18 protein-coding genes and 1 tRNA gene are annotated in these 15,145 nt (G+C 66.2%); 7 read left to right on the top strand and 12 right to left on the bottom strand.

Going from position 1 to position 15,145, the window contains the following annotated elements:
• Positions 1-489 precede the first annotated feature (489 nt).
• Positions 490-753, bottom strand: a complete 264-nt coding sequence (locus B0I08_RS14930; protein WP_106214246.1) for a hypothetical protein — start codon at positions 751-753, stop codon at positions 490-492.
• A gap of 429 nt (positions 754-1,182) precedes the next feature.
• Positions 1,183-1,258: transfer RNA gene (locus B0I08_RS14925), tRNA-Val, on the bottom strand.
• A 74-nt stretch (positions 1,259-1,332) separates the two neighbouring features.
• Here B0I08_RS14925 and B0I08_RS14920 point away from each other — a divergent pair.
• From B0I08_RS14920 to B0I08_RS14905, 4 genes are all read left to right on the top strand, one after another.
• Entirely contained in the window at positions 1,333-2,025 is a 693-nt protein-coding gene (locus B0I08_RS14920; RefSeq protein ID WP_106214245.1) for a DUF1345 domain-containing protein, read from the top strand.
• A gap of 120 nt (positions 2,026-2,145) precedes the next feature.
• The gene (locus B0I08_RS14915; RefSeq protein ID WP_106214243.1) at positions 2,146-2,964 is read left to right on the top strand and encodes a sensor histidine kinase; all 819 of its coding nucleotides are present in this window, start codon (positions 2,146-2,148) and stop codon (positions 2,962-2,964) included.
• A gap of 91 nt (positions 2,965-3,055) precedes the next feature.
• A complete protein-coding gene (locus tag B0I08_RS14910) occupies positions 3,056-3,466 on the top strand; it encodes a Rho termination factor N-terminal domain-containing protein (protein ID WP_181243434.1) in 411 nt (136 codons plus the stop codon).
• Positions 3,463-4,224 carry a ParA family protein gene (locus B0I08_RS14905; RefSeq protein WP_106214239.1) on the top strand — a complete coding sequence of 254 codons (762 nt, stop codon included), beginning with the start codon at positions 3,463-3,465 and terminating at the stop codon, positions 4,222-4,224. Before B0I08_RS14910 ends, B0I08_RS14905 begins: the two co-directional genes overlap by 4 nt.
• 32 nt (positions 4,225-4,256) lie before the next feature.
• Here the strand turns inward: B0I08_RS14905 and B0I08_RS14900 are convergent, their stop codons facing one another.
• Genes B0I08_RS14900 through B0I08_RS14885 form a run of 4 tightly spaced genes read right to left on the bottom strand, consistent with a single transcriptional unit; the run spans position 4,257 to position 7,795 of the window.
• Positions 4,257-5,171, bottom strand: a complete 915-nt coding sequence (locus B0I08_RS14900; protein ID WP_245884836.1) for an aminodeoxychorismate lyase — start codon at positions 5,169-5,171, stop codon at positions 4,257-4,259.
• Positions 5,168-6,289, bottom strand: a complete 1,122-nt coding sequence (gene menC, locus B0I08_RS14895) for an o-succinylbenzoate synthase (RefSeq protein ID WP_106214237.1) — start codon at positions 6,287-6,289, stop codon at positions 5,168-5,170. Before menC ends, B0I08_RS14900 begins: the two co-directional genes overlap by 4 nt.
• Positions 6,290-6,296: 7 nt before the next feature.
• Positions 6,297-6,938, bottom strand: a complete 642-nt coding sequence (locus B0I08_RS14890) for a MurR/RpiR family transcriptional regulator (RefSeq protein ID WP_106214235.1) — start codon at positions 6,936-6,938, stop codon at positions 6,297-6,299.
• On the bottom strand, positions 6,935-7,795 hold the full coding sequence (locus tag B0I08_RS14885) for a GNAT family N-acetyltransferase (RefSeq protein ID WP_106214233.1): 861 nt from the start codon (positions 7,793-7,795) through the stop codon (positions 6,935-6,937). Before B0I08_RS14885 ends, B0I08_RS14890 begins: the two co-directional genes overlap by 4 nt.
• A 166-nt stretch (positions 7,796-7,961) precedes the next feature.
• Between B0I08_RS14885 and B0I08_RS14880 the strand changes: the two genes are divergently transcribed.
• Positions 7,962-9,182, top strand: a complete 1,221-nt coding sequence (locus B0I08_RS14880) for a M20/M25/M40 family metallo-hydrolase (protein WP_245884835.1) — start codon at positions 7,962-7,964, stop codon at positions 9,180-9,182.
• 7 nt (positions 9,183-9,189) lie between these two features.
• On the opposite strand, the gene B0I08_RS14875 is transcribed toward B0I08_RS14880, so the two are convergent.
• From B0I08_RS14875 to B0I08_RS14865, 3 genes are read right to left on the bottom strand one after another with little or no spacing between them, the layout of a single operon-like run.
• Entirely contained in the window at positions 9,190-10,557 is a 1,368-nt protein-coding gene (locus tag B0I08_RS14875; RefSeq protein WP_342748186.1) for a carboxylesterase family protein, read from the bottom strand.
• A gap of 59 nt (positions 10,558-10,616) precedes the next feature.
• Complete coding sequence (locus tag B0I08_RS14870; RefSeq protein ID WP_106214231.1) at positions 10,617-11,051, bottom strand: VOC family protein; 435 nt, start codon at positions 11,049-11,051, stop codon at positions 10,617-10,619.
• Between the two features lie 9 nt (positions 11,052-11,060).
• On the bottom strand, positions 11,061-11,609 hold the full coding sequence (locus B0I08_RS14865; protein ID WP_106214229.1) for a TetR/AcrR family transcriptional regulator: 549 nt from the start codon (positions 11,607-11,609) through the stop codon (positions 11,061-11,063).
• A gap of 85 nt (positions 11,610-11,694) precedes the next feature.
• On the opposite strand from B0I08_RS14865, the gene B0I08_RS14860 reads away from it, so the two are divergent.
• Positions 11,695-12,408, top strand: coding sequence for an SDR family oxidoreductase (locus B0I08_RS14860; protein WP_106214227.1), 714 nt, complete (start codon positions 11,695-11,697; stop codon positions 12,406-12,408).
• A gap of 65 nt (positions 12,409-12,473) precedes the next feature.
• Here B0I08_RS14860 and B0I08_RS14855 read toward each other — a convergent pair whose 3' ends face one another.
• The 3 genes from B0I08_RS14855 to B0I08_RS14845 are packed head-to-tail and all read right to left on the bottom strand — an operon-like array spanning position 12,474 to position 14,538.
• Positions 12,474-13,625 carry a UDP-N-acetylmuramate dehydrogenase gene (locus tag B0I08_RS14855; protein ID WP_106214225.1) on the bottom strand — a complete coding sequence of 384 codons (1,152 nt, stop codon included), beginning with the start codon at positions 13,623-13,625 and terminating at the stop codon, positions 12,474-12,476.
• Complete coding sequence (locus B0I08_RS14850) at positions 13,622-14,095, bottom strand: MaoC/PaaZ C-terminal domain-containing protein (RefSeq protein ID WP_106214223.1); 474 nt, start codon at positions 14,093-14,095, stop codon at positions 13,622-13,624. The genes B0I08_RS14855 and B0I08_RS14850 overlap by 4 nt, the downstream gene beginning before the upstream one ends.
• Positions 14,092-14,538: an FAS1-like dehydratase domain-containing protein gene (locus tag B0I08_RS14845; protein ID WP_106214221.1), complete on the bottom strand. Its 447-nt coding sequence runs from the start codon at positions 14,536-14,538 to the stop codon at positions 14,092-14,094. The genes B0I08_RS14850 and B0I08_RS14845 overlap by 4 nt, the downstream gene beginning before the upstream one ends.
• Before the next feature lie 124 nt (positions 14,539-14,662).
• On the opposite strand from B0I08_RS14845, the gene B0I08_RS14840 reads away from it, so the two are divergent.
• Positions 14,663-15,022 carry a hypothetical protein gene (locus B0I08_RS14840; RefSeq protein WP_146134441.1) on the top strand — a complete coding sequence of 120 codons (360 nt, stop codon included), beginning with the start codon at positions 14,663-14,665 and terminating at the stop codon, positions 15,020-15,022.
• Positions 15,023-15,145 lie beyond the last annotated feature (123 nt).

The following is a 15,145-nucleotide window of genomic DNA, read 5'->3' as shown; positions in this document are numbered from 1 at the left end:
GATTTCTATGGGGGACCTACCGGGCTCGAACGGATGACATCCACGGTCTAAACGTGGTCGGACGCAGCGTTCTGGTTCGCTGTACCCAGCAGTACCGGGAAATCTCGTGAGACTGGCCGCTCTGTTTTTCTGGCCATTGGGATAATTACGAACGCTGTCTGACTCTCTACCGGCGCCAGACCGTCACGACCTGCGCAAGGTGAGATCGAAGTTGCGGCCAGTTTCTCGGCAGCGAGGGTCCAGCTCGACGCCTCGAAAACACAAAACATGAACATGTACAGGGACACCTGCACCCTGACCACCGCGAGATGCTCGAGGGATCCGACTCGAGCGGACCGCAGCGCGTGTAAGGCCCGAATGAGTGAGCTCGAGCAGCCGACTCTGGCTGCCGACCGCGGTGAAAGCCGCAAAGGTGATCGCTTCAATCGCCTCCCGGGTACGACAAACGCCCCCCAACTGTGAATTGCGGGGCGTTCATCTGGATGGTGTTCAGTGGCCCGTTTCCGCCTGATCATCAGAACGCCGCTGTCGCACAAAGGCGACTATGCCGGTAACGGCAAGTGCGATCAGACCCACTGCGAAGAGGGCCATGCCGGCGTAGGTCCCCGCGACAATCCAATCGGCGGCGTAGATGGGATCTAAGCCTTGCTCTTCCGTGGAGCGATACTGCGCCCCCGATATGACCGTGAGCACAATGACGACAAGCAGTCCGATGCCCGCCAGCGCAGCAAACCACACCCAGAGACGTTTCATCGATCAACCACTCTCAGCCGGATCATCCCCAGTTGCAGTGATGGGACACGGCAGTTGGACCCCAATTGGAAAAGTCGGTGCGTGCTCGCTCCAAATTATACGGCCCGGTGGCAAACAACCCGTAGATGCCAACGCTTACGTAGTTGACGCTAGTCACGAAATCGGGCTCTTCATGACCCGAAAAGCACCCTCGTCTGGCATCCTCGCCAGCGATGAAACCCACAGCGAGAGCAGCTCGGCAGCTCACGCTGTCGCGACCCACCGCGCAGCCGCCGCTGACCCTGTGGCGTCGTTTGTGGACCTGCTGAACTCATCCGTCGGCATGAAATCTCGAAACCACACACCGGCGCCACACCGGCGCTCCGGCATCAGCTTTCGCCGCAACAACAGCTTAAAGAACGGGAACTGCCTTTCCACCAGGGCTTTCTATGGTGGGCCCTACCGGGCTCGAACCGATGACATCCACGGTGTAAACGTGGCGCTCTACCAACTGAGCTAAAGGCCCGCGGCTTCGGTTACCCGAAACAACGACGTCCAATCCTACAACGAACCGAGCGGGCTGCAACTACACTCGCTGCAATGGCAACTGAACCAAAACGAGTCGTTCGCGCGGAGCATCGCCTGCCGGCCGTCATCGCAATCGTCATCGTTCTCGTTCTCTACGCACTATTGCCCAGTACCTTTCTCCCGGGGATCCGGTACGGCGTCGTCGGCATAGCCATCCTGCTGTTGATTCCGGTGCTGATTCTGAACCCGGCCCGGCTGACCAGACAGACGCGGTGGTCGCGGGTGCTGTCGGTGAGTAACGCATTCCTGCTGGGCGCCGCAAATCAGATTGCCCTAGTGCAGCTGGTCTACCTGCTGGTGAACGCGGGCAAGCAGGATGGCCCGTCGCTGCTCATCGCGGCGGTGCAAGTGTGGGTCACCAACGTCATTGTGTTCGCGCTCATCTACTGGGAGATCGACCGCGGTGGCCCGGTCGCGCGGCGACACGAGGAGCGCCGCGACCTCGACCCGGCGGACTTCCGCTTTCCCCAGGACGAGGACCACGACGCAATCACGGAGGTCGCGATCCGGTCGTCGGCGAAGAGTGACTGGGCCCCCGGCTACGTCGACTATCTCTACTTTTCGCTGTCGAATTCGATGGCGTTCAGCCCCACCGACGCGATGCCGCTGTCTCACCGCGCGAAGGCGCTGATGGGGCTGGAATCGTTTGCGGGCTTCGTGATCCTCGCGCTGGTCATCGCGCGTGCCGTCAGCCTGCTCGGCTAGTCTGTTCGGTTCGCCTGCTCGGTTCGCTTGCTCGCGCCTCACCGTCGCGGCGCCGGTCGCGTGCTCGATTAATCCGGCGCGGCTGGGGCGTCGCGGCTGCGCAGCGCGCAAGATAGGGGCATGCAAACAAAACGATGGTGGGATGTCGGGCGACGCTCGCGAGAGAGCATCGCTCTGTTTGCCGAACGGGACCGCCTGGCGAACGAGTTGCGCATCGCGGAAGAACGCGTTGCGGCTCTTACCGAGGGGGTGGGAGCTGGGGACGAACGCGATCGTCTCGCACGTGACATCCAGGACACCATCGCCCAGGAATTGACGAGTTTGGTGCTCGCCGTCCAGCGTGGCCGTCGCGAACTACGCTCCGGCAATGCACCGGGCGCGGCGAAGCAGTTCAACATTCTCGAGGAGAATCTGCGCCGGTCGCTCAAGGAGACGCGGGCGATGGTTGCCTCCGGCGCGCCGGTCGGCGTTGAGGGTGGGTTAACCATCGCGCTCGACGAGCTCGGCGAAGCATTTGAGCGGGACACCGGCATTTCGGTCACCGTGCGCGCGCGAGGCACCGCCAGCCTCGACCCGAACGTCGAGGCGCTGCTCCTCGGCGCCGCGAAAGTCGCGCTCTCGAACGTTCACATTCATTCCGAAGCGACGGCGGCATCGATCACCGTCAGCACCACCCACGGCACCGTGGTTCTGCGAGTTGCGGACAACGGACGCGGTTTTGACACCTCGGCTCTCGCCGCGGGCACTCTGTCGGAGCACGCCGCCGAACGGCCCGCCGGGGGCGCCGGCGGGGACAGCACCACCGCGACCGGCCACGGATTGCATGCGCTGCGCGATGTTCTCGATCTGGCTGACGGCAGCCTTACGGTGGTCTCGACCGTGGGCAACGGCACCGCCGTCATCGCCTCTCTCCCCGGATTCGGGCCCGGCGCGCTCTGAGCGACACACCAATTGTTTACCGTGTAGACAGCTGAAGTTCACTACGGTGGACTGAGAGGCCCATCGCGGTCGACTCATGGAGGTGTGCACAGTGTCAAAGACGAACACGAGCAATAAGAAGACAGCCCTGAAGACGCCGGGCAAGAAGAAACCGAGCAATAAGCCGAGCAGCAAGCCGGGCGACAAGAAAACTGGCGAAAAGAAGGCCAAAAAAGCTCTCGCCCTCGCGGAAAAAAGTGTACGAGCGGCCGAAAAGGCTGTTCGTGCCTCTCGCAAGAAGCTCCAGAAGAAGGCGCACGTGCTCTCGAAGCAGACGAAGAAACTGGCGGCGGAGCACAGCACGTCGGTCGATCGGGTGACTGCGAAGGCGATGAAGGTAGATCCCGGGGCATCCACCCTGATCCAGCTTCGCCAGCAGGCCAAGGAGCGACAGATCCCCGGATACTCCCGAATGAATAAGGCCGAGCTGCTCGCGGCGCTCGATTCGTCGCCGTCACGATGAAGGTAGTCGCTGTCTACAGCACCAAGGGTGGTGTGGGTAAAACCACGGCTGCCGTCAACCTGGCGTGGGAGGCGGCGAAGGACTTTCGAGTGCTGCTGTGGGACCTCGACCCGCAGGGCGCGGCGACATTTCTGCTGCGGGTCAAGCCCAAAGTGAAGGGTGGGGTGGGCGCGCTGATCGCGGGAGATACCAAGGTCGACGCCGCGATTCGCAGCACCATCTACCCCAACCTTGACGTCCTTCCGGCCGACGCCAGCTACCGCGACCTCGACCTCGTCTTCGATCACTCCAAGAAATCGGAGAGGAGGGTCGCGCGCATCCTCGAGCAGGTGTCCGGGGACTACGACGTGGTCATCCTCGACTGCCCACCCGGCTCCTCGCTGGTCGCCGAGAACGCCGTGTTCTCCGCAAACGCGGTGGTGGTGCCGCTCGTTCCCTCGCCGCTATCGATGCGGTCGCTCGAGCAGGTGACAGAATTCGTCGCCGCCTCGGTCTCTCACGCCCCCATCATCGCGTTTCTCTCGATGGTGGACCGGCGCAAGACGCAGCATCGGGACGCGGTTGAGCAACTCCCGCGTGCCCACAAGTCGGTCACCTCGGTGGTTGTTCCCGCCACGGTGCAGCTCGAACGGATGGGCACCGCGCGGGCACCTCTCGCCAGCTACGCTCCCTCCACCGAGGCGGCGCGAGCCTACGCGGAGCTGTGGAACCGGGTGCAGGCGACCGTGAAAGCGAAGGCCGGCAAGCGCAAGCACTGAAACCGCGTGACGGGCGAGCCGCCGGGCGAAACCTAGCTGCGGCGGCCGAGCAGGTGCTCGAGCGCGGCGGCCGTCACCTCGGCGTCGAACGACCTGGCGGTGCCGTCCAGCTCCCGCACGGGCACAATCTGGCGCACGCTCGAGGAGAGCCAGATGGAGTCGGCCTGTGCGAGCTCGTCGGCGGGCACCAGGCGGTACTCACTGGTGTAGCCGTTGGCCTCGCAAAACTCGAAGAACGCGGCCTGGGCGGTTCCGGCGAGAATTCCCTGGTCGGTCGAGGGGGTGACGAAGTGCTGTCCGAACTGGAGAATGACGGACGAGGTGGGCCCTTCCAGGACGTAACCGTCCTGGCTGAGAAAGATCACGTCGTCGGCCCCGCGGCGGGCGGCTTCCCGGTAGACGGATTTGTTCACCGCGTAGGACAGGGTTTTCGCGCCCTGGAGCAGCCACGGCGACGTCTGCGCCACGTCGTGACGGTAGCCGCGATCGAGGGTGACCACCCGAATTCCGTTTTCGCGTTCGGCGGTGAAGTCGGGGATCTCCTCCGCGTAGACCCAGCCGGTGCAGGCGCCGGCGCCCTCGATGCCGCGCGTCATCACGAGCTTCACCGAGATGCGCGGGTACGGCGACAAGGCGATGGCGCGGTGCACCGCCTCGCGGTACAGGTCAAGCGACGGCGCGGGCAGGTCGAGGAGGCGGGCAGAGTTGGCCAGGCGGGCCAGGTGCGGCTCGAGCGACTGCGGGGATCCCTCCACCGCGTCGAGGGTCTCGAAGATGCCGTCGCCACGGGTTACACCGAGGTCGAGCACCGACACATGCAGGTCGTCGGCGTCCACCTGCCGGAGGTGTGCTGCGAGAGGGAGGGTTCGCGACGCATCATCCCCCGTCGGGTCATCGAGCAGGATCAGCACACGGGTGCCGGCGGGGTGGGTCATTTCGGTGCTCATGCGTGGACTCCATAGTGCTCGTGGCTGATGGTGTTGGTGGCGATCCAGTCGGGCAGAACCGTGTAGCCGAGGCCCGCGGCCACCGGCACGGTGACCATCCCATCCTCCGCCGTCACGGGCGGGGAGATGACGTCTTTCTCATAGTATTTTTCGGATGCGGACACGTCGGAGGGGTAGCTGAAGTTCGCCAGGGAGGACAGCGCGACGTTGGCCGCGCGGCCGATGCCAAACTCGTGCATGCCGCCGCACCACACCGGAATCCCGGCGTCGCGGGCCAGGTCGTGGGCGGCGAGCGCGACCGTCAACCCGCCCATGCGCGAGACCTTGATGTTGAGGATCTTGCCGGCTCCGAGCGCGACCATCGTGCCGATGTCGTCGAGGTCGACGACCGCTTCGTCGAGGCAGATCGGGGTGTCGAGGCGCGCCTGCAGCGTGGCGTGGGCGACGAAGTTGCGCGGAGCGTAGGGCTGCTCGATCATGCTGAGGCCGAATTCGTCGAGGCTGCGCATGAGTGCGGTCGTGGCATCCGTATCTGAATAAATGCCGTTCGCATCAACGTGCACGTCCTGATCGGGGAAAGCGGCCCGCACGGCGCGCACGGGTTCGAGGTCCCATCCCGGCTTGATTTTCAGCTTCACCCGGCGATATCCGGCGTCGACGTGGCGCGAGACCTCTTCCAACAAGGCGTCGATGGATGCCTCGATGCCCAGCGACACCCCGGCGGCGACCTCCGTGCGGGTACCCCCGAGGGAGGTGGCGAGGGGCTCGTTGCGCACGGTCGAGTAGAGACTCCACGCGGCCATGTCGAACCCGGCCTTGGCGAACTCGTGCCCGCGCACCCGCGCCCAGGTGGTGGCGAGCTGGGCTGGGGTCTCAAACTCGACGCCCACGATGGCCGGAACAATGTACTTCTTCGCCACCAGCAACGCGGTGTCGACAGTTTCTGATGAGTAGAACGGGTCGGTCGCCGAGGCAATCTCGCCCCAGCCTTCCGCGCCGGATTCGTCGGTGAACCGCACCAGGATGTGGTCGAGGTGGCTCTTGCGATGCGAACTGGTTTCGAAGCCGTGCACCAGCGGGAGCCGGGTCACAAACAGGGATACGCCCACTATTTTCATGATGCTCCTACTCCACGTAGCTGTTGAGAATCTGGTTCAGCTGCTCCCGCTCGGCGAACCGGCGCCGGGCACCCTTGGCGCTGGCGATCGAGAGCGTGCTGAGAAGGTGGATGACGGCGGCCACAGCGGTGGGCGAGTCGGCGTAACTCGCGCTGGCAGTGGGCACCGTGACGGTCTCGGTCGCGAAGGCGGCGACGGGGGCATCCGGCGAATCTGTCACGGCGATCACCGTACCGCCCGCGGCTGCGAACCTCTCGGCAACGAGCACACTTTGCCGCTGGTAGCGGCGGAACGAGAACACCACGAGCACGTCGGTCGGACGCACGTCACTGAGCACCTCGATCGAGCGCACCGCCGCCTCGTCGATAAGCAGAACCTGCGCAAGGCCCGCCGACAGGTCCCAGGCGAACAGGGTGGCGTAGGCGAAGGACTTGCCCGACCCGAGCACGTAGCGGCGGCGGGCAGCCACGATGCGCGCGGGGGCACGCACCAGCGCGTCGTCCTCCCCCAGGTGCGCGAAGGTTTCGGCGAGGTTCTTCTTCTCGCTCTCGACGATGCGCGCGCGCAGCACCGACGACGACGACTTCTTCTGCAGCCGTGCGGCGTAGCGGTCCTCGGGGCTGCTGAGCGAGCTGTTCGAGCCGGTCATCGCGAGCCCAATCCTTCGCCGGGAACTCCCGGCGCCACGTGGACCGGCGCCACGTGGACCGGCGAGGCGAGGTGCGGCGCGGCGAGGTGCGGCGCGGCGAGGTGCGGCGCGAAGAGGTACGTGGATGTCGCGTCGTCAACGCGCACACAGGACTGCGCAGTGTAGCCCCGAGCGAACAGGGCCGTGAAAGTGTCAGCGACGCTCACCCGCAGCGTTGCGACCAGCGCGGGATCCAGCAACTTCGGGCTGGCCGACGGGATCGGCACCGCAATCACCCCGGCGGCGTCCGCGGGCAGCGCGTGACCCCAGTCGGCGGGCGCGATCGCGGCTGCGGGCGTGGCCGCTGCGGCGTCGGGGTGGCTGGGCTCCGTGGCATCCAACCCCCACTCCACGATCAGGCGATCGGAGTCGGGCTCGTCGTAATAGTGCGGCGCGAACCGCACTCCGACCGCTCCGAGCACGTTGAGATTGAAATGGGCGTTGCGGGAAAGGATCGGGTCGAACGCCCAGCGCATTGAGGTGAGGCCGGCACGGGTCGCAATGGTCGCCTGCTCCTGTTTGAGCAGTCGCCCGATGCCGAGTCCCTGGTACTCGGGATCAATGAAGGCCGCCTGGGAGTACAGGTAGGGCGCGCCGCCGTCGAAGCCGACAAAGCCGTACGCGAATCCGATGAGCTCGCCCGCGGGGGTGGTCGCCGCGACCGCCGCTCCCCCGTTTCCCACGATGGCCGACAGCAGCTTCGGGTTCAGGCTGTGGTCAGCGGCGGTGTAGCCGAAGACCCGGAGGTAGAGCGCGTTCGCCGCCTGGAACACTGCGAGCGACTGGGTGGGTTGCACCGTGAGCTGCGGGTCGACCATGCTGGTTCGCGTCCTTTGGGTTTGTGGTGCGTGTTGCGCCAATCATAGGCACCCGATGTGTCCTGATTGTTACGCGCAGACGAATAATCACGGGAACAGAGTCCAAAGATAGGTACCATATCTTTGGTTCACGGAGCATCTTCGCGAACAAAGGAACGGAGCAGGCGTGACGAATCACCCCGATTTTTGGGTGCGGGATGCCGCCGCACGCGACCGCGCACTGGCCCGCCTCGAGTCATACGTGCGCCAAGAAACCCCCACGGGCGACCGCGACGAACTGGTTTCCTTCGTGGAGAAACTCGCTGCCCGTTACCGGGAACTCGGAGCTTCGGTAACGCTGCACCACGTCGACGGCGGCGCGCACCTCGTCGCGGACCTCGCCGGACGGGGCGCCGCGGCAGACACCCCGCCAATCCTGCTGATCGGGCACTCGGACACTGTCTGGGCTCGCGGCACGCTCGCCGACGAGGTGCCGTGGACCACCGACGGCACGCGCATCACCGGCCCCGGCGTCTACGACATGAAGTCCGGCCTGGTGGTGATCGAGGAAGCGCTCGAACTGCTGCGCTCCTCGGGCGCCGATCACCGTCCGGTGCGCATCATCGTCACCGCCGACGAGGAGATCGGCTCCCCCAGCTCGGCCGAGCTATTGCGCTCAACCGCCGTGGGCTGTTCTGCCGCGATCGGCTTCGAGTCGCCGCATCCAAACGGCGACCTCAAGTGTGGACGCCTCGGCAGCACCCGCCTCAAGCTGACCGTCACCGGCGTCCCCGCGCACGCGGCGCTCGACCCCGACAAGGGCGTCTCCGCGACCGAGGAGATCCTCGACCAGCTGCTCGCGGTGCGCGCGATCGCCGCGCGGGCGACGGAACGCGCCGCCACCCGCGAGGACACGACCGTGCTCTACAACCTCGGCTCGATCGAGGCGCCGGGGCTCGCGAACGTGGTGTCCGACGGCGCTTCGGCGGTACTGGGATTCCGGTTCTCCGATCCGGAAATCGAGTCAGAGGTGCTGGGCGAGATCGAGGCACTGCAGGTGATTCGCCCGGGCGCCACCCTTGAGGTGACGCGGCTGTCGTATCGGCCCGCGTGGAAAGCCCGTGCTGCCGACAAGGAATTGGCCGGACTGATCGCGCGCTGCGCGGCGGAGGCACCGATCTCCGGTGGCGCGGCTGAAGGCGAGCGCGGCGCAACCGCCGCCGGCCTCCCCGTCGGGTGCGCCCCGGCCGCCGGCGCTGCGGACACCAATCTGCTCGGCAGCTCCGACATCGCGGTGGTTGATGGTTTCGGCCCGCGCGGCGGCGGCGCACATGCCCGCAGCGAGCACATCATCATCGACTCGCTGTGGGAGCGCATCCCGCTGCTTGCGGAAGTTCTCGCGAACTAGTCGCGAACTAGTCGCGCGCGAACCGGATTGTGCCGGCGAGTCCCGCGGCAGCGTCGCTCGGCACCCGACCCGTGCGTGCGAAGTCAGCCCAGATCTCGCGCACGCGCCTGCCGCGGCGGTCGATCTCGTCCCAGCGGGTTGAGCCCATAAGCGAGGTGCGTTGCCAGGCCCGGCGGGAACCGAGCAGCAGCGGGATCTCGATCATGTGCACCGCGCCGACGGGTGCGCCGACCGGCTTCCAGGTCACCTCGTACACCGCGGCCCTGCCCCCTGCGGCCCGGTGCCGCGCAGCGAAGCGGTGGGCGTCGCGGGTGTAAGTCAGGCGGGTGGTGGGGCGCACCAGCATCCACCTTATTGATGAGCGGATGCCGGGAAGCCGCACGAACCGGCCAAGCGCAGGCACAGCGCCGAGGTAGAGGCCCGTCTCCTCGACCGTCGTGCCGATCATCAGGTCGATGGCGGGAGCGACCTTCGACCAGGCTGCGTCGAGGTCGCGCTCCGCGGGCAGCGGCGCGTGACCGTACTGGGTTCCGAACGGCATTCCGCCGCGCAGGCCGAAGGGCAGGGCCACGCGTTCGGCCGTGGACTGGAGCGCGAGCAGGGCGTCGACGGAGGCGCCGGGCGCCGGAGTTCCGATCACGCGGGCCATGGTGCGGGACATGCGGGAGCGACCGCGACTGATTCCGAGGGGTGCGCTCTGCACGATCGCACGCTGGAAGAGCCCCGCGGCGCCCTCGCTGATCATGAGGTGGGCGATGGCGTCGCCGCCGGCGGACTGGCCGAACAGCGTGACCGCGTCGGCCGCACCGCCAAACGCCTCGATGTTGGTGTTGATCCAGCGCAGGGCGGCGATGATGTCGAGCAGCCCGAGGTTGGCGGGCGCGGAGCCGTTGCCAAACCCGAGCCAGCCGAGGATGCCCAGGCGGAATGTGACGTTGACCGCAATGACTCGCTGCTCGGCAACGAGCGCGCGCGGGTCGTAGATGTCGAGGTCGCCGGCGCCCGTGACGTAGGAGCCGCCGTGGATCCACACCATCACCGGGAGCCGCTCGCCCGGCTCCAGGTCGGATGGCACCGTGATCGAGAGCGCCTGGCAATTCTCGGAATAGGTGATGCCGTCGTTGGCACCCTCGACCAGAAAGTCGAGAACGGGCGATGAGCGCTGGGGTGAGGCCGGCGCTTTATGGAAGCCGAAGAACGGGCCAGGCGTGCTCACAGCCACGGGTCGCGGCGGCTCGAACCGGGCGGCTTCGGCGTACGGCACCCCGAGCACCCGCACGACGTCACCATCAACGAACCCGACGATCCGGCCGGCCGGCGCCATAAAGTCGCGGGTGACCGCCGGAAGCGAGGTGCGCGCTGAAGTATCCGTCACCGTCACATGCTAACCAGCCGTTGCGTCGCACGCGGCGGAGCTTACTGAAATTCGTGGACCTATCCGAAGTGGACGGTGCCAGCCTCGTCAATGCGCCAACCCGGGTTGTGCGCGATCTCCCAAATCAGCCCGTTCGGATCCTGCACGTGCGCGTGGAAGATGCCGCCGAACGCTCCCGCCTGCGGCGACTTGAGCATCGTTGCACCCGCAGTCACGAACGCGTCGGCGAGCGCGGTGACTTCCTCCGCGCTGCCCACGTTGCGCGAGAGCGTTGCGCCGCTCAGACCGGTGGATGCCGCGGGGTCCACCCCCAGGTCGTCCGCGAACTTCACCGCGTCGAACAATCCGAGCACCACGCCGGGAGCTACCTGAAAGAAGATGATCTCGCCCGCGACATCCATCAGCGGAGTCCAGCCCAGGCCATCCACGTACAGGGCGCGCGCGGCGTCGAGGCTACGGGTTGAGAAGGTGATGAAGTGCACCCCGGGTTCCATAGTCTGACGCTAGCCGGGCAGGACTGCGAGCGCGAGCTTCACTATGGCGCCCAGGTCTTCCCGGGTTCCGCCGTCGCGTGCGCGCGCCGACATCCCACCCATCACGGCAATGATGAAAGTTGCGAGCTCGCCGGGAGACGTTTGCGGCGGAAGGTCACCGTCGGTGACGCCACGCTCGAGTCGCTGCGCAATCTGTTGGCGCATAAGATTTCGCTGGTCGGCGAGGCGGGGCTCGGTGAGCATAAAACAGCCAGGTGGGGTTGCCGTGTCGGTATGCGCGGCGGCTGTCGACCACATCAGCTCGGTGATCGCCTCGCGCGCGGTCGGCCGGTCGAGAACCTTGGCGGCCTGCGCGCTGACGTTATCGAAGTAGCAGCTCGCGGAGGCGTCGAACAGCTGATCCTTGTCGCCGAAGGCCGCGTACAGGCTGGGGGGCGTGATTCCCATCTCGGCGGTCAGCCTCGAGACGGTGGTCGCCTCGTACCCGTCGCGCCAGAACTGTTCCATCGCGACGATGAGCGCCGCCTCGCGGTCGAATTGTCTGGGTCTGCCTGCCATCGTGCGTCCATTCTATAACGCCCACTACGAATTGTGCTACGGTCTCGTGAGCCATTACCTAACGTTCACTACAGAAAGGTTTGTCATGCAGATCAACGGATCAGTTGTCCTCGTCACCGGAGCCAATCGCGGGATCGGCGCGGAGTTCGTGCGCGAGCTGAAGCGCCGCGGCGCGGCCAAGATTTACGCTGCCGCGCGCAGCATCGAAGGCATGGATGGGGACGGCGTCGAGCTGGTTGCCCTCGATGTCACCGACCACACACAGGTCGAAGCTGCGGCCGCGCTGGCGGGAGATGTTCAGTTACTCATCAACAACGCCGGCGTTTCGTCGGGTGCGACCCTGCTCGGCGGCGATCTGGGCGCGGTGCGTCGTGATCTGGAGACGAACTTCTTTGGTCCGTTGGCGATGACCCGTGCGTTCGCTCCAATTCTCGCGGCCAACGGCGGCGGAGCAATTCTGAACGTGGTTTCGGCTCTGTCCTGGTTCTCCGCTCCGGGCGCCACCGTCTATGCCGCCACAAAAGCAGCCGCCTGGAGCCTGACCGACGGCATTCGTCTCGAACTCGCTGGCCAGGGAACCCAGGTTCTTGGCCTCCACATGGGACTGGTCGACACCGACATGACGGCGGGATACGAGGCGGAGAAGCTCTCTCCGACCGAACTCGTGACAGCAGCGCTGGATGGACTCGAAGCCGGCGCCAGCGAGGTTCTCGCCGACGAGACCGCCACGTTCGCCAAGTCCTCGCTGACCCTCACGCCACAGGAGCGCTACGCGGACCTGTTCGCCGCTCAGGGCTAGGTCGCAGTCGCGCTGGGCGCGTTCGGACCTGGCGCCCAGCCTGACCTGCCCAGCCCTGACCTGCCCTAGAACTGCACGTTCACCATTACCGGCTCGGGGTACAGGCGCACGCCGAACTCCGAAAGCACGCGGGTCTGGATGTAGCGCGCGAGCGCGCTGATCTCGGTGGCGGTCGCGCCGCCGCGGTTGGTCAGCGCGAGCGTGTGCTTGGAGGAGACCGCCGCGCGCGAGCCCGGCAGCGAAAATCCTCGCGTGATGCCCGCGTTTTCGATCAGCCACGCGGCGCTGAGCTTCACCAGGGTCGGCTCCGCAGTGGTCGTGGGCCGCGGGACCGCCGGCACCCCGTCATCGGCGCCGCCAGCGAGTGGACTCGCACCTGAATCCGCGGGCGCATCCAGCGGCACCACCACGTCGGCGGCCTCGGGAGCGAGCGACCAGCGCGGTGCGGCGGCGGGCAGCTGGCGCGCGAAAGACTGGGTGACGATGGGGTTGGTGAAGAACGACCCGGCGCTGACGGAATCGGGGTCGGCCGGATCGAGAACCATGCCCTTGCTGGCGCGCACAGCGAGCACGGTGTCGCGGGCCTGCGTGAGGGGTACACGCGCCCCGAGTTCCACCCCGAGGGCCGAGGCCAGTTGCGCGTAGCGAATCGGGGTACTGAGGCCCGAGTCATCCGCCGTCAATTCCAGCTCGATCGCCAGCACGAGACCCTGACGGCCCTGCTTGAGTATGGAAGTGCGATAGCCCAGGTTGAGGTCGGCGGCGGTGATGCGCTCGACCTCGCCGCTGAGGAAGTCGAGGAAGTCGATGGCGACGAGGCAGTCAGACAGCTCCTGTCCATAGGCGCCGATGTTCTGGATGGGCGCTGCACCGCAGGATCCCGGGATTCCGGAGAGACCCTCGATGCCTGCCCAACCGTTCGCCACGGCGGTTTCGACGAGGAAGTCCCACGGCTCGCCCGCCTCGACCCGCAGATGGATAGTGGGAGAACTCGACACCTGCACAGCCTCGATGCCGCGCGTGACAACGCGCACCACGGTCCCGTCGAAATCGTCATCGCCGATTAGAACATTAGATCCGCCGCCGAGGAGCAACCAGTCCTCGCCGCTCGCCCACACCTCGCGAACGGTGGCGACCAGCTGCTCGGAGGTCTCGGGCGCGAGTACTGTCGCAGCGTCGCCCCCGACGCGCAGGGTCGTCAGCTCAGCGAGCTTCATGCGGTGGGCGTCGGCGCGACCGGCGCGAGGCCCGACGCCCCCACGCGCACCTGCGCCTTGCCGAGTACGGTTGCGCCGTTGAAGGTGACGGTCAGGTCAATGCGGGCGCCCGCGGCATCCACCACACCCACCTTGGCAATGACGCTGAGGCTTGCGCCTTCGACGGCGTCGACGGGCACGGGACGGGTGAAGCGCACCTGGTAATCGATCACCTCGCCGTCGGAGCCGAGCCAGTCGATGACGGGTTGTACCGCAAGTCCCATGGTGAGCATGCCGTGGGCGAGCACGCCGGGGAGTCCCACGCTCTGGGCGACATCGTCGCGGTAGTGGATCGGGTTGAAATCTCCCGACGCCCCGGCGTAACGCACGAGGGAGTCGCGCTCGAGGCCGAAGGTGCGTTCCGCCACGACCTCACCGACCTCGAGGGCGGTCAGGTCAACGGCTTTGGCTTCGCGTGCTGAAGAATTCATTCGTCGCCCCGAACTACGAGTGTGGAGATGGCAGTCACGACGTGCGCACCGGTTGCGTCGACGATGGATGACTCGGCGGTGACCATGCTGTGGCCGCCGAGCGTCTTCACGCTGGCGACGGTGAGTGTCGCGGTGAGCTCGTCGCCCGCGACGATCGGACGCGTGTAGGTGAACCGCTGGTCGCCGTGCACGACCCGGGTGAAGTCGATTCCCGCGTCTGGCTCGGCGAGCAGCTGCGCGAGCGTCGCTTCCTGGATGACGACGGCGAACGTCGGCGGCGCGACGATATCGGCGTAGCCGGCCGCGCGGGCGGCGTCCCGGTCGAAGTTCAGCGGGCTGGAGGAAAACACGGCGCGCGAAAACTCGCGCACTTTCTCAACACCTACGAGGTAGGGCGGGGTGGAGGGAAATACGCGTCCCTGCAGTTCGGGGTTCACTGGCATCGGAACAGTTTATCCGGAAGCCCCTCCGGCGCAGAAGCAGCCCGACACCTGTCGTCTTAGCACACCCTTACTTGGCGCAACAGGGGTAGATCGTTCGGCGGAATGTGAGGAAGTGTTTGTTCACGTGAAACGAATCTATTACTCAAACGGATCGGTTCTCACGGGGGATTACATTGCGGATGCCATTTTGGATCTAGCTCAAGTTGTCGCCACGCGGGGAGCCTCAACTTCCATCGATATCCCGGTTGTGCTGCCCGACGGCCAAACCGGACACGCTCAGCTGCTGCTGAGCCCGACGAGCGCCATGCTCTCGGTCACCGAGCCCGTTGTGGCTCACCCATCCCGATCCTGGGACGAAGATCGCGCTCAGGATGCGGTGCGCGGAGTGCGCGCGAGCATCCGGTCGCTGTCGCGCCAGGGCCGGCCGATCACGGTCAGGGAGCTGGATTACAGCGCCTACCAGCCGGATTTCGGCGGCCTCTGACCGGTGCTGGGTCTCACCTCCGGGTGAGGCCCAGCATTATCGCGACCAATCACCGCCGTGACGGCGCGAGCAGGAGAGCGACGGCGCGAGCAGGAGAGTCACGCGCACGAGAGTAACGACGCG

The organism is Glaciihabitans tibetensis (genome assembly GCF_003003265.1).
In the GTDB taxonomy this organism is placed as follows: domain Bacteria; phylum Actinomycetota; class Actinomycetes; order Actinomycetales; family Microbacteriaceae; genus Glaciihabitans; species Glaciihabitans tibetensis.
The sequence above is the reverse complement of the archived record's forward strand: the minus strand, read 5'-3'. Positions and strand labels throughout refer to the sequence as shown.

What these genes read in the sequence shown, in the direction of transcription:
- B0I08_RS14870 (WP_106214231.1), bottom strand. Translation starts at nt 11,051, where the DNA reads ATGGAACCCGGGGTGCACTTCATCACCTTCTCAACCCGTAGCCTCGAC.
- B0I08_RS14850 (WP_106214223.1), bottom strand. Translation starts at nt 14,095, where the DNA reads ATGAATTCTTCAGCACGCGAAGCCAAAGCCGTTGACCTGACCGCCCTC.
- B0I08_RS14920 (WP_106214245.1), top strand. Translation starts at nt 1,333, where the DNA reads ATGGCAACTGAACCAAAACGAGTCGTTCGCGCGGAGCATCGCCTGCCG.
- B0I08_RS14930 (WP_106214246.1), bottom strand. Translation starts at nt 753, where the DNA reads ATGAAACGTCTCTGGGTGTGGTTTGCTGCGCTGGCGGGCATCGGACTG.
- B0I08_RS14905 (WP_106214239.1), top strand. Translation starts at nt 3,463, where the DNA reads ATGAAGGTAGTCGCTGTCTACAGCACCAAGGGTGGTGTGGGTAAAACC.
- B0I08_RS14855 (WP_106214225.1), bottom strand. Translation starts at nt 13,625, where the DNA reads ATGAAGCTCGCTGAGCTGACGACCCTGCGCGTCGGGGGCGACGCTGCG.
- B0I08_RS14885 (WP_106214233.1), bottom strand. Translation starts at nt 7,795, where the DNA reads ATGGTCGACCCGCAGCTCACGGTGCAACCCACCCAGTCGCTCGCAGTG.
- B0I08_RS14915 (WP_106214243.1), top strand. Translation starts at nt 2,146, where the DNA reads ATGCAAACAAAACGATGGTGGGATGTCGGGCGACGCTCGCGAGAGAGC.
- B0I08_RS14845 (WP_106214221.1), bottom strand. Translation starts at nt 14,538, where the DNA reads ATGCCAGTGAACCCCGAACTGCAGGGACGCGTATTTCCCTCCACCCCG.
- B0I08_RS14860 (WP_106214227.1), top strand. Translation starts at nt 11,695, where the DNA reads ATGCAGATCAACGGATCAGTTGTCCTCGTCACCGGAGCCAATCGCGGG.
- B0I08_RS14890 (WP_106214235.1), bottom strand. Translation starts at nt 6,938, where the DNA reads ATGACCGGCTCGAACAGCTCGCTCAGCAGCCCCGAGGACCGCTACGCC.
- B0I08_RS14865 (WP_106214229.1), bottom strand. Translation starts at nt 11,609, where the DNA reads ATGGCAGGCAGACCCAGACAATTCGACCGCGAGGCGGCGCTCATCGTC.
- menC (WP_106214237.1), bottom strand. Translation starts at nt 6,289, where the DNA reads ATGAAAATAGTGGGCGTATCCCTGTTTGTGACCCGGCTCCCGCTGGTG.
- B0I08_RS14900 (WP_245884836.1), bottom strand. Translation starts at nt 5,171, where the DNA reads ATGAGCACCGAAATGACCCACCCCGCCGGCACCCGTGTGCTGATCCTG.